This is a genomic window from Streptomyces antioxidans (assembly GCF_000968685.2).
Classification (GTDB): Bacteria; Actinomycetota; Actinomycetes; order Streptomycetales; family Streptomycetaceae; genus Streptomyces; species Streptomyces antioxidans.
Genome location: NZ_LAKD02000032.1, coordinates 53,697 through 65,632, shown reverse-complemented (window position 1 = coordinate 65,632; position 11,936 = coordinate 53,697). Strand labels below are relative to the sequence as shown.

Genomic DNA, 11,936 nt, shown 5'->3' with positions numbered 1-11,936 from the left:
GGTGCGCCCGCGCCCGGCCGGGGGAGATGTGGGGAGAACGGCCGTGTGCGGCGCGGTGGCGAACCTCAGACCAGGGCGCTCCTGCGGGCCATCCGGCCCGAGAGCTGGATCCGGTCCACGGCGCCGGTCCGCGGATCGCGGACGAAGCGCCCGCCGGGGAGCCGGCGTCCGGAGGAGGGGTCCACCAGGTCGCAGGTCAGGTCGTCGTGGCAGAGCAGCGGCGCGGGGAGGTCGCCGTCCACGGACAGGGCGAGGCCACCGCCGTCGCCGATGGTCACCTGGTACTCGATGTCGCCGTTGAGATAGATCCCGGTGCACTGTGAGGTCGCGGCCATGGGGGTGGCCCGGTGCCGCGGGGCGGGTGTGGGGGGCACCCGGACGCCGGTGATCTCGCCGAGGACATCGGTCAGTTCGTGCCACAGCCCGGTGCCGGTGCCCGCGTTGGCGGTGAAGCCGACCACCGCGCCGGTGGCGGGGTCGGCCCGCAGGAAGCAGGAGGTGCCCTGGGCGTTGCCGTCGTGCCCGAACCACAGGGTGTCGCCGTGCCGGAAGAGCGCCCAGCCCGGGCCCCAGCCGTCGGCCAGCACCCCGGGGTCGGCGCCGGGCACCGGGCGGCGCATCTCCTCCGCGAGCTCGCGGGGCAGCAACTCCGTGGCCCCGCCGCCGAGATGGGCCCGGCCCAGCGCCACCAGATCGAGGGCGCTGGCCCTCAGCGCACCGGCCGCGGCCTCGGCGGGGGCGAGGTTCTGCCGCACCGGCCGCGTTCTGCCCGTGGCCTGGTTGGCCGAGTGGCCGCGCGCCGTGGGCCGGTGCGGGCCGCCCGCCGTGCCGAGGAAGGACGGTACGGTGCCCAGCGGATCGAGCAGCACGGACCGCACGGCCTCCTGCCAGCTCATCCCGGTGACCGCCTCGATCAGCCGCCCAGCGGCCACATAGCCCGCGTTGGAGTAGGAGAAGTCCGTCCCCGGGGGCATCACCAGGGTGCGGTCGGTGCAGTGGTCCAGCAGATAGCGCGCGGCGGTCAGCGAGGCCACCTGGTCCGAGTCGGGCCCGGACGGAAGCCCCGCGGTGTGGCTGAGCACCTGGCGCACCGTGCACGGCGGACCGGCCCGCCGCAGCTCCGGCACATGGTCGCCGAGCCGGTCGTCCAGCTCCACATCGCCGTCCGCCACCAGGAGCAGCACCACGGTCGCGGTGTACGCCTTGGTGATGGAGCCGATGGGGACGGCCGCGTCGGCGGTGCACGGCTCGCCGGTGTCCGCGTCCAGGACGCCGGTCTCCACGGCGAGGGTCATTCCGCCGCCGTGCACGGCGAGTTGGGCTCCGGGCACCTGATGGGCGCGGGCGAGGGCGGTCAGCCGGTCCCCGAGGACGCGGCGGATCTTCGACCGTTCCTCGACGGACGGGGCCGGGGTCGGACGTAACACGGTGCACTCCTTGCCGGGGACGGGGCGGGGACGGAACGGGAGGGGCGACGGGGCCCGGTCATGGCAGCTGGCTCGTGGCCGTGACGTCCCGGGGCACGATCGTGAAGCCCTGCCAGTGGGTGGGCATGGGGTCCTGGTCCTCGTCCCTGGGCACATGGTGGAAGTCGACGCTGACCCAGGCCACCGGGTCGGTGAGCTTCTCGTCGCCGGTGTACTTGTCGACCGAGGCGGCGCAGTCCGGGGCGGTGTTGCCGTAGGCCAGCCGCTCGCACTCCCGGTACTGCGTGAAGTACATGTCGTGGTGGGTGAACTCCTCGGTCTCGTGCGGTCCCCGGTACTGATCGCTGTGGTGGTTGTCGATCTCCCAGGACTTGGCGTGGCCGTCGGAGTTCTCGGCGGCGGGGTTCACCACCCGCCAGAAGCGGGTGGGCGCGAGGTCCGCCGCGCTCTCACGGGAGAACACGGTGCGCTTGGTGGTGCGCGCGGCCGTGCCGCCGCCCAGGTAGTCGTACTGCTCCACGGTGTTCTTGGACTCTCCGTCGACGTCGAAGTCCAGCCGCCAGAAGATGTTGTGGGAGTGGTTCTCGCTGAACCGGGTGGAGCCCACCCCGGTCGGCCAGCCGCTGCCCGCATCGGAGAACTGGAACGGCGAGAGGCTTCCGGTGGCGCCCGACCGGGGGGTGATGGAGCCGTCGTCCGAGAAGCGCCACTCGGTGATGTAGTCGTACCAGCCGATCTCGGAGACCGAGAAGACGACCAGATCGGTGCCGTGCAGCACGCCCTTCTCCACGGCGCTCTTGTAGGCGAACGGCCGGGGCTGCTCCGCTACGCACAGCACCGGGGTGTCACGGAAGTCGTGGAGCCGCCCGTCGGGGCAGTCCTCGGCGCTGAGCCGGGTGAGCGTGCCCTGCTCCAGATCGCCGAAGCCGATCGCCGAGACGTCGTAGAAGCGCGGCTGACCGCTGTCATAGGGCACATGCACCTCGGCGAGCGAGGCACTTTTGAGTACCCGGGTGGGGGCGGAACGGTTCGGGGTGTAGGTCACATCGCTCAGCACCGCACCGGTGTTGCGGTCGATGTCCCAGCACATCTGCCACCTGGCGCCGTTCTTGAGGGTGGTGTCGATGCGATCCGCGGCGGGGCAGGACGGCTCCGCCGCGGCGCTCGCGGGCGCGGCGGCGGCCGGACCCGGCAGCCACAGGGCCAGCAGTCCCACCACGGGGAGCAGCACACGGGCCCGCCACAGCGGATGGGCGCGGCACAGCGGACGGGCGCGCCGGACCACATGGGCACGCCGAAACAGACTGGACACGGACGAGGCTCCCCTCACAGGCCGATGACGGCGGCGCGCCTGGCCGACAGATCGATGACGATCCGGCTGGTGTCGATCCACTTGCCACCCGGAATGCGCACGAACAGCTGCACACAGCGGTGCTCACCGCACCGGGACACCTTCCGGGCACCGTCCACTCCCTTGGCCCGGGAGCCGAGGAACGACATGCTCTGGAGGCGCAGTTGGGCGGGCGAGGCCAGCCGCTTCCCGGTCTGCGCTGCATAGGACTCGCGCATCCCCGGGCCGAGCCGGCGGTCGGTGAGGATGACCTTCACCGCCTCGCGGGCCTCGGCCAGGGTGGGAGGCGGCTGGACGCCGTGGCGTCGGGCGGAGTCGAGTACCTTCTTGGAGCGCAGATCGACCACCCTGGTGATGAGGGTGTCCGAGGCGTAGTCGTAGAGCTGGACCTCGGCCCGGCTGTCGCTGGCGGATGATCCCGACGTGGCCCGGGTCGGACGGCGGGTGTCCAGCGGTTCGGCGCCGGAGCCGCCCGCGGCGTTCCGCTCCCCGTCGCTCTTCTGCGGTGCCCTCTGACGGTCCTTCGCGGGGCCGGGCCGGGTGGCGGCGTCGATGGCGATGCGGGACGCCTCGCGCGCTTCCCCAGCCGTCAGCCGGCCGGAGTGGGTGGCGACGGCGGCCGCGGGCTCCGGGGCGTCGGACGCGGGCGGTCCGGACGTCCGGAGGGCGGCGATCCCGCCGCCCGCCAGCACCGCCGTCAGACCCAGCGCCGCGGCCAGGCGCCACCTCCGGTGACGGCGCCCACGGGCGCCCCTGGTATCGGCCGCGTCCTTGTCCGTCGCGTTGTCTGTCATCACCCAGCCGTTTCCGTCGTCGGTCAAGTGAGCCCGGTGGGGCTCGCGGTGACAGCACTCGGCCGGATACCGGATTGTCGTGGTTGCGTTCCCCGTCGGGCAGACGGGCCTCAAGCCGCTGACAACGGCTCGCGCGGACTCCCCCCGGACTCCCCCGGTCTCCCCCCGGACCCTTCGCTGTCCACTGCCAGCTCACGCTTTCACCACTCCGGGCGGGGTAACAGTCGCATTTGTCATCAAGCGGCTGTGAGAAACGCATGTCCCCATGGGCGGCCGAGCGGCCGCAAAGCGATGACGGGGACGGCCCGTGGGAAGGCTCTCTGCCATCATGCTCGCATGAGCCATTCGATCACTATTCGATGTGACATCTGTGGCGCCACGCATTCCTCCTCAGCGGCCGACAGTGTCGGTGCGCTCCGCGAAGTCATCGTCCAAATGAGCTGGTCGAGGGCGCGATGGGATGGCCGGGTGATCGATATGTGTGATGGCTGCGGTCCTTGGGAAATGGCGCCGAGTACGCCCGGACGGCGCTGCGGTTCCTGCGAGGGAGGCGAACTCTTCGATGCCCTCGGACACGACAGAATTGGACATCGTTTGGCCAATGCATTACTCAGGGCCGGAATCGATAATCTCGAACTGCTCTCCGGTTTCTCCGCGCGCCAGCTTCGGGATCTGGACGGTATCGGTGCCGTGAGCGCCCGGCACGCGCTCAACCGTCTGCACTCGGCACCGAACGAGAGGCGGTCGTGACCGGACAGCGGGAGCGGGCCGACGGCCCGATGGCCTCGTTGGCCCGACTCTGGACCGGCTGAGCGGCGGAGCGGGGCAGTAAAGATTTCTGAGTTTTCAGCTCAGACCCTTGTGCCACCCGCTCAGCGCTCTTAGCGTGTGCGGCCATGGAGATCGAAGACACCACGGACCGGGCCGCGGAAACCGCCGATGACTCCGTGGGAGACCGGCTGCGTGCGCTGCGCAGGGCGCGCCGGCTGACGCTGCGGACCGTCGCCGAGGCCGCCGGGATCAGTGAGGGCTATCTCAGCCAGATAGAGCGCGGGCAGGCCAACCCCAGCATCGCCACCCTCCAGCAGGTCGCCGCCGCGCTCGGCCTGAAGGTGGCCGATCTGTTCGGCGACGACTTCACCAGCGGCCCGAGCGTGCTGCGCGCCGAGGAGGCGCCCCGGCTCGCCCTCGGGGTGCTCGGCGGGCGCAAGTTCCGGCTGACCCCGGGGCCGCAGCACCATCTCGAAGTGTTCCTGGGGGAGTTCGACGCCCATGGCTCCACGGGGGAGACCCTTTACAGCCACGGCGATTCGGAGGAGTTCCTGTACGTCCTCGAGGGCACCGTCGGCCTCCGGCTCGGCGACCGCTCCTTCACCCTCGGCGCCGGTGACAGCATCCGCTACTCCTCCGCCGTACCCCACCCGCTCGCCGAGACGGCGGGGGCGGCCGCCCGGGTGCTGTGGGTGATCAGCCCACCCAGCTACTGACCCATCCCCACCCCACACCACCTGCCGTCTCTCTCGATTGGCTGAGTGCCGCAGTGCTGAACGGAAATGTGTCCTTCTGGTACCGCCAGACCGGCTTCCCCGAACGGCGTCCACCGCTCGACGGGGACCTCGCCACCGATGTGTGCGTCGTGGGCGGGGGCTTCACCGGGCTGTGGACCGCGTACTACCTCAAACAGGCCGCCCCCGATCTCGACATCACCGTCGTGGAGCGGGAGTTCGCCGGATTCGGCGCCTCGGGGCGCAACGCCGGCTGGCTCAGCTGCAAGATCGCCGGATCGGCCGGGACCTATGCGAGGAAGCGCGGACGCGACGCCGTGATCGCCCTCCAGCGGGAGATGGTCCACACCGTGGACGAGGTGATCTCGGTGGCCCGTACCGAGGGCATCGAGGCCGACATCGTCAAGAGCGGCTATCTCACCGTCGCCCACGGCGCCGCCCAACTGCCCCGGCTGCGCGCCGCGTACGACCAGCTGCGCCACTGGGGCGGGCAGGACCTGGAGTGGCTGAGCGCGCCCCGGCTCGCGGAGCGGCTGCGCCTGGACGGGGCGCTGGCCGCGTACCACAATCCGCACTGCGCCCGGGTCCACCCCGCCAAGCTGGTGCGCGGGCTGGCCGACGCGGTGGCGGCGCGCGGGGTGCGGATCCTGGAGTCCACCCCGGTCACCGCCATCGCCCCCGGCCGGGTCAGCACCCCGTTCGGCACCATCCGCGCGGGCCGGATCGTCCGCGCCACCGAGGGCTTCACCAGCGGTATCGAGGGCGAGCGGCGCACCTGGCTGCCGATGAACTCCTCGATGATCGTCACCGAGCCGCTACCCGACGAGCTGTGGAAGCGGCTCGGCTGGCAGGGGCAGGAACTCCTCAGCGACGCCACCCACGCGTACACCTACGGACAGCGCACCGCGGACGGCCGCATCGCCATCGGTGGCCGCGGAGTGCCCTACAAGTTCGGCTCCCGCACCGACCGGGCGGGGCAGACCAGCGCGGACACCGTGCGCGCCCTGCGGCGGATCCTCACCGGCCTCTTCCCGGACACCGCCGAGGCCGCCGTCGACCACGCCTGGTCGGGGGTGCTGGCCGTGCCCCGCGACTGGTGCGCCTCGATCGGCTATGACCCCGCCACCGGCGTCGGCTTCGCTGGTGGATACGTCGGCCACGGCGTGGCCGCCACCAACCTCGCCGGGCGCACCCTGCGCGATCTGCTGCTCGGCCACTCCACCGAGCTGACCGCGCTGCCCTGGGTCGGCCACCGCACCCGGCGCTGGGAGCCCGAGCCGTTCCGGTGGGCCGGGGTGCACGGCATGTATGCCGCGTACCGCGCCGCCGACCGCTCGGAGTCCTCCGGCCGCACCACCACATCCCCCATCGCCCGTCTCGCCGACCGCATATCTGGACGCTGACCATGAGCAAGCCCACCGCCACCGCCGCGGCGACGGACCGCGCCACGGCCACCGACCGCGAGCGGACGGCCCGCAAGGCCGGTTTCGCCTCGTTCATCGGCACCACCGTCGAGTGGTACGACTTCTACATCTACTCCACCGCCTCCGCGCTCGTCCTCGGCAAGATCTTCTTCGGCGGAGGCGGCGACACCACCGGCGCGCTGCAGGCGTTCGGCAGTCTGTGGCTCGGCTTCCTCGCCCGGCCGATCGGCGGCATCGTCTTCGGCCACCTCGGCGACCGGATCGGCCGGAAGAAGACCCTGGTCACCACGTTGCTGATGATGGGCATCGCCACCACTCTGATCGGGCTGCTCCCCGGCTATGACCAGGTCGGCCTCGCCGCGCCGATCGCGCTGGTGCTGCTGCGGATGGTGCAGGGCATCGCGGTGGGCGGCGAATGGGGTGGCGCCGTCCTCATCGCCAGCGAACACGCGCCCAAGGAGAAGGCGCTGTCGTTCGGCGCCTTCGCCCAGCAGGGGTCCCCGGCCGGATCGATCCTGGCCACCGGGATGTTCGCACTGCTCACCCAGTTGCCGGACGACGACTTCGACGCCTGGGGCTGGCGGGTGCCGTTCCTCTTCTCCGCCGTGATGGTGGTCATCGGCCTGGTGGTGCGGCTCAAGGTGGAGGAGTCCCCGGAGTTCGTCCGGCTGCGCGCTGAGAAGCGGGTCGCGAGGGTGCCCCTGCGGGAGCTGGTCACCGGCCACCCCGGATCCCTCGCGCTCGGTGTGCTCGCCAGCTCCATCGGCATCGCCGCCACGTACTTCATCACCACCTTCGTGCTGTCCTGGTCCACCGACAGCCTCGGCATGGAGCGCTCCACCATGCTGAACGTGCTGCTCGTCTACAGCGTTCTGCAGTTCATCACCCAGCCCTTCGGGGTGGTGCTGGCCGCCCGCTTCGGCCCGCGCCGCACCGTGGCGGCCCTGCTGAGCCTCAACTTCGCGCTGGTGCCGGTGATGTACGCCTGCGTCTCGACGACCCAGCCGGTCGTCGTCGGGCTCGGCATCTGTCTGCTGGGCATCACCGGGGCGATGAACTACGCGATCCTGGCCGGGCTGCTCGCCGCCGCCTTCCCGATCTCCGTGCGCTACACCGGCATCTCCCTCTCCTACCAGCTGTGCTCGGCGCTCATCGGCGGTACGGCGCCCCTGGTCGGCGAGTGGCTGCTGCACTCGACCGGCGGATCGATCGTGCCGGTCGTGATCTACCAGATGGTGCTGGTGGCCGTGTCCCTCATCTGCTCCCTGGCCCTGCTCAACCGCTCGCGGACGGCATAGCCGCAGGCGGTCTTCGGCCGATGGCGAGCCGGGCCGCGACGCGGCGCCGCCACCTGGCACCGGCTTACCGCGTGGTGGCAAGGGCTTCGCTGCCGGGCTTGGGGTCTGGGGCGGAGCCCCGGTGTCGGGAAGGGGCGGGGAGGGGAAACGGCCCGTGCCGCCGGGTGACGGTGTCAGGCGTTGAGGACGTCCGTGCCGAGCAGCCCGAACAGCGCCAGGCCGATCACGATCCGGTAGATCACGAAGGCGTTGAACGAGTGCTTGGCGACGAACTTCAGCAGCCAGGCGATCGAGGCGTAGGCCACCGCGAAGGACACCACCGTGCCCACCGCCAGCGGCATCGTGCCCACGCCACCGCCCATGGCGTCCTTGAGCTCGTAGAGCCCCGCGCCGGTCAGCGAGGGAATGCCCAGGAAGAACGAGAGCCGGGTGGCGGCCACCCGGTCCAGGCCCAGCATGAGGCCGGTGGCCATCGTGGCGCCCGAGCGGGAGAAGCCGGGGAAGAGCAGGGCGAGGATCTGGGAGGAGCCGACCAGCATCGCGTCCTTGGCGCTGGTGTCGTCCTCCCCGCGCTTGTGGCGGCCCATCCGGTCGGCCAGCCACATCAGCCCGCTGCCCACGATCAGCGAGGCGGCCACCACCCACAGGGAGGCGAGCGGGCCCTCGATCAGCGGTTTGGCCGCCAGGCCCACGACCACGATGGGGACCGTGGCGTAGATGACCCACCAGGCGAACTTGTAGTCGTGGTGGTACCGCTCCTCGCGGTTGACCAGCCCGCGCGCCCATGCGGTGGCGAAGCGGCGGATGTCGCGGAAGAAGTACAGCAGGACGGCGGCGATGGCGCCGACCTGGATCACCGCGGTGAAGGCCACGACGGACTTCTCGTCCACCGGGATGTCCATCAGCCCCTCAGTGATCTTGAGATGGCCGGTGGACGAGACCGGGAGGAATTCGGTGACCCCCTCCACGACGCCGAGAACGACGGCCTGTCCGATGTTGATCGCGCTCACGTGATCCGTCCCGCCGGTGTCTTTCCGTGATCAGTTGTCCACGGGACGGTAGACGATGAATCGGGACGGTGGCCAATCAGCGAGCGGCTCGCCGTGATCGGGCGTCGCCGCGGCCCGTGCCCGCATCGAGCAGGGGCACGGGCCGCCGCGGGAGGGTCAGGCGGCCGGACCGGAGCCGCTGAGCAGGCTCCGTACGCCGGTGGCCGAGAGGGTCACGGCCTCCGGGGCGCCCGCGTCGATGGTCAGCGAAAGCTCCTCGGAGGGCCATCCCTGGGCCAGCGCGCCCAGCGGCACCAGGTGGTACCGCTCGATCTGGGGCAGGGCCTGGTGCATCCGGGCCGGAGTGGTGAAGACCGGTACCAGCTGCGCGCCGTCCTCCTGCTGGAACACGGGCAGGGTCACGGCCTGCGGGTCCGCCTCCTCGCCGGTCTCGGCGGAGGGGAGAAGGACCTCACTGTTGGCAAGGGTGGTCAGCGCCGACTCATCCGCCCGGTCGGCCGCCAGCTCGCCGAGGGCCTGCTGGGTGGCGGAGACGTTTTCATCGGAAGGGCTGGTCATGATTCCGTCCATGGATCGGGATTTGGGTCTTCATGGGTTTCTGGGTCCCAGAGCGGCTCAGGTGAACAGCCGCGGCTGGCTCGAATACCCCGCCTCACGGAACTCACACGTCCAAGCCCGCCTCGATTCCCGCGCAGGCCGCGCGGGCCGCGGGGGAATATGCCCCGGGCTATGGCCCGGCCCAGCCCAGCGACCTCTCGACCGCCCGCCGCCAGCTCTCGTACTCCGCCTCCCGCCGTGCGGGGTCCATCGTGGGCATCCACTGCGCCGCGCGGTGCCAGTTGCGGCGCAGCCCCTCCAGATCCGGCCAGTAGCCGGAGGCGAGCCCGGCGGCGTAGGCGGCGCCGAGGGAGACGGTCTCGGAGACCATGGGCCGCACCACCGGCATGTCCAGGACGTCGGCCAGGAACTGCATCAGCAGATTGTTCGAGGTCATCCCGCCGTCCACCTTCAGCTGGCGCAGCGGCCGGGGCGAGTCGGCGTTCACGGCGTCGACCACCTCCCGGGTCTGCCACCCCGTGGCCTCCAGGACGGCCCGGGCCAGATGCCCCTTGGTGATGTACGAGGTGAGCCCGACGATCACCCCGCGCGCGTCGCTGCGCCAGTGCGGGGCGAAAAGACCGGAGAAGGCGGGGACGATGTAGCAGCCGCCGTTGTCCTCGACCCCGCGGGCGAGGGTTTCGATCTCGGGGGCGCTGTGGATCAGCCCCAGGCGGTCGCGGAACCACTGCACCAGCGAGCCGGTGACGGCGATCGGGCCCTCCAGGGCGTAGACCGTCGGCTCCCCGCCGACCTTGTAGCCCACCGTGGTCAGCAGCCCGTGCCGGGACCGTACGAGCTCGGTGCCGGTGTTGACCAGGAGGAAGCTGCCGGTGCCATAGGTGCACTTCGCCTCGCCGGGGGCGAAGCAGGTCTGCCCGAACAGCGCCGCCTGCTGATCGCCCAGCGCCGCGCAGATCGGGACGTCCGGCAGCAGGGCGCGGGCCGTGCCGTAGCGCTCGGCGGAGGAGCGGATCTCCGGCAGCATCGCCCGGGGCACATCGAAATAGGCCAGCAGTTCATCGTCCCAGGTCAGGCTACGGATGTTCATCAGCATGGTGCGGCTGGCGTTGGTGGCGTCGGTCAGGTGCAGCCCGCCGTCTGGCCCTCCGGTGAGGTTCCAGATCAGCCAGCTCTCCATCGTGCCGAACAGCACCTCGCCGCGTCCCGCCCGCTCGCGCAGGCCGTCGACATGGTCGAACAGCCAGCGCAGCCGGGGCGCGGAGAAGTAGGTCGTGGGCGACAGACCGCAGCGTTCCAGGAAGAAGTCGTCACCGGTGGTCCGCCGCAGCTCCTCGACATAGCCGCTGGTACGGGTGTCCTGCCAGGTGATGGCGTGGCCCACGGGTACGCCGGTGCGGCGGTCCCAGACCACCGTGGTCTCGCGCTGGTTGGCGATGCCGATCGCGGCGATCTGCTCCGGCCGGATCCCGGCGCCCTCCAGGGCCCGGGGGACGACGACACGGCGCAGATGGGACCAGATCTCGGTGGGGTCGTGCTCGGCCCAGCCGGGTCTGGCGAAGTACTGCTCATGTTCTCGCTGGCCGACCGAGACCAGCCGTCCCTGGTGGTCGAAGAGGATGCACCGGGTGGACATGGTGCCCTGGTCGATGGACATCACATAGCGTTCAACCATGGCCTGGCCTGCCTTCGGGCGGGTTGGAGCAGGGCGTGGGACATCACCAGCGGGCCGCGCCGAGGTCGCGGGAGATCGCCCGGGCGGCGTCGCGCGTCAGCCCGACCAGCGAGCCGAGCGGCCGTCCCTTGGTGTCGCAGAGGCGGTCCATGGCGCCGGAGATGCCGACGGCACCCACCACCAGACCGCCCTGCCCGCGGATCGGCGCGGCGACGCCCGCCTCGCCCATCATCATTTCCTGTGCCGAGAACGCCCACCCGGTGTCGCGGATCTCGGCCAGTGCCCGGCTCAGCTGCTGGGGGGAGTCGAGGGTGTACCGGGTGTAGTTCTCCAGTGCGGATTCCATCAGCGGCTCCAGGGGAGTCGTCCCGTACGCCAGCAAGATCTTGCCCAGTGCGCTGGCGTGCAGGGGCAGCAGCGAGCCCACGTCCAGGGTCTGGAAGGTGTCATCGGGCCGGAAGACGTGGTGGACGATGAGGACCTTGCCCTCCAGGGGCACTCCGAGACGGACCGCCTCACCGCTGCGTGCGGCCAGGGCGTCGGTCCAGTTGATGGAGCGGGACCGCAGCTCGTTGATGTCGAGATAGCTGGTCCCCAGGTGCAGCAGCGCCGCGCCGAGCTGGTACTTCCCCGTCGCCTTGTCCTGTTCGACGAAGTCGACGCTCTGCAGTGTGCGCAGAATGCCGTGCGCGGTGCCTTTCGCGAGGCCGAGCGAGGCGGCCACCTCGCCCAGGCTGAGCCGACCGGACCCCTGGGCGAGCAGCCGCAGGATCGCCGCCGCACGCTCGATGGACTGCACCGGGCCGGCCATGTCGCGATCGTAGCTCGTCGGCCAGTGGCACAGCCTGTTGGAGAGAACGCCAAACGTTCGGCAATGCCGACCCGGATTCGTTG

Annotated in this window: 11 protein-coding genes; 4 read left to right on the top strand and 7 right to left on the bottom strand. The window is 71.0% G+C overall.

All coding sequences use genetic code 11. The features are described 5' to 3' along the window. Positions 1-65 precede the first annotated feature (65 nt). From VT50_RS13660 to VT50_RS13650, 3 genes are read right to left on the bottom strand one after another with little or no spacing between them, the layout of a single operon-like run. Entirely contained in the window at positions 66-1,427 is a 1,362-nt protein-coding gene (locus VT50_RS13660; RefSeq protein WP_046089013.1) for a serine hydrolase domain-containing protein, read from the bottom strand. Between the two features lie 58 nt (positions 1,428-1,485). After that, positions 1,486-2,739, bottom strand: coding sequence for a copper amine oxidase (locus VT50_RS13655; RefSeq protein WP_240529164.1), 1,254 nt, complete (start codon positions 2,737-2,739; stop codon positions 1,486-1,488). Positions 2,740-2,753: 14 nt separating this feature from the next. Further along, positions 2,754-3,572 (bottom strand): hypothetical protein, encoded by an 819-nt coding sequence (locus VT50_RS13650; RefSeq protein ID WP_053048730.1) that lies wholly within the window; start codon positions 3,570-3,572, stop codon positions 2,754-2,756. Positions 3,573-3,908: 336 nt separating this feature from the next. Between VT50_RS13650 and VT50_RS39000 the strand changes: the two genes are divergently transcribed. The 4 genes from VT50_RS39000 to VT50_RS13635 all read left to right on the top strand — a co-directional run bounded on the left by VT50_RS39000 (position 3,909) and on the right by VT50_RS13635 (position 7,799). Further along, positions 3,909-4,322, top strand: coding sequence for a helix-hairpin-helix domain-containing protein (locus tag VT50_RS39000; RefSeq protein WP_143645216.1), 414 nt, complete (start codon positions 3,909-3,911; stop codon positions 4,320-4,322). Positions 4,323-4,468: 146 nt separating this feature from the next. Further along, positions 4,469-5,059: a helix-turn-helix domain-containing protein gene (locus VT50_RS13645; RefSeq protein WP_046089012.1), complete on the top strand. Its 591-nt coding sequence runs from the start codon at positions 4,469-4,471 to the stop codon at positions 5,057-5,059. A 53-nt stretch (positions 5,060-5,112) separates the two neighbouring features. Beyond that, positions 5,113-6,480 (top strand): NAD(P)/FAD-dependent oxidoreductase, encoded by a 1,368-nt coding sequence (locus VT50_RS13640; protein ID WP_240529163.1) that lies wholly within the window; start codon positions 5,113-5,115, stop codon positions 6,478-6,480. A 2-nt stretch (positions 6,481-6,482) separates the two neighbouring features. Further along, entirely contained in the window at positions 6,483-7,799 is a 1,317-nt protein-coding gene (locus tag VT50_RS13635) for an MFS transporter (protein WP_046089011.1), read from the top strand. Positions 7,800-7,972: 173 nt separating this feature from the next. Here VT50_RS13635 and VT50_RS13630 read toward each other — a convergent pair whose 3' ends face one another. From VT50_RS13630 to VT50_RS13615, 4 genes are all read right to left on the bottom strand, one after another. Next, positions 7,973-8,809, bottom strand: a complete 837-nt coding sequence (locus VT50_RS13630) for an undecaprenyl-diphosphate phosphatase (protein WP_046089010.1) — start codon at positions 8,807-8,809, stop codon at positions 7,973-7,975. A gap of 156 nt (positions 8,810-8,965) precedes the next feature. Then, positions 8,966-9,367 carry an SseB family protein gene (locus tag VT50_RS13625; protein ID WP_046089017.1) on the bottom strand — a complete coding sequence of 134 codons (402 nt, stop codon included), beginning with the start codon at positions 9,365-9,367 and terminating at the stop codon, positions 8,966-8,968. Positions 9,368-9,536: 169 nt separating this feature from the next. Further along, on the bottom strand, positions 9,537-11,042 hold the full coding sequence (glpK, locus tag VT50_RS13620) for a glycerol kinase GlpK (protein ID WP_046089009.1): 1,506 nt from the start codon (positions 11,040-11,042) through the stop codon (positions 9,537-9,539). Positions 11,043-11,085: 43 nt separating this feature from the next. Beyond that, positions 11,086-11,853, bottom strand: coding sequence for an IclR family transcriptional regulator (locus VT50_RS13615; protein WP_046089008.1), 768 nt, complete (start codon positions 11,851-11,853; stop codon positions 11,086-11,088). Between the last annotated feature and the right edge of the window lie 83 nt (positions 11,854-11,936).

Excerpts from the sequence above, each read along its gene's own strand:
- VT50_RS13650 (WP_053048730.1), bottom strand. The coding sequence starts at position 3,572 with ATGACAGACAACGCGACGGACAAGGACGCGGCCGATACCAGGGGCGCC.
- VT50_RS39000 (WP_143645216.1), top strand. The coding sequence starts at position 3,909 with ATGAGCCATTCGATCACTATTCGATGTGACATCTGTGGCGCCACGCAT.
- VT50_RS13645 (WP_046089012.1), top strand. The coding sequence starts at position 4,469 with ATGGAGATCGAAGACACCACGGACCGGGCCGCGGAAACCGCCGATGAC.
- VT50_RS13635 (WP_046089011.1), top strand. The coding sequence starts at position 6,483 with ATGAGCAAGCCCACCGCCACCGCCGCGGCGACGGACCGCGCCACGGCC.
- VT50_RS13625 (WP_046089017.1), bottom strand. The coding sequence starts at position 9,367 with ATGACCAGCCCTTCCGATGAAAACGTCTCCGCCACCCAGCAGGCCCTC.
- glpK (WP_046089009.1), bottom strand. The coding sequence starts at position 11,042 with ATGGTTGAACGCTATGTGATGTCCATCGACCAGGGCACCATGTCCACC.
- VT50_RS13615 (WP_046089008.1), bottom strand. The coding sequence starts at position 11,853 with ATGGCCGGCCCGGTGCAGTCCATCGAGCGTGCGGCGGCGATCCTGCGG.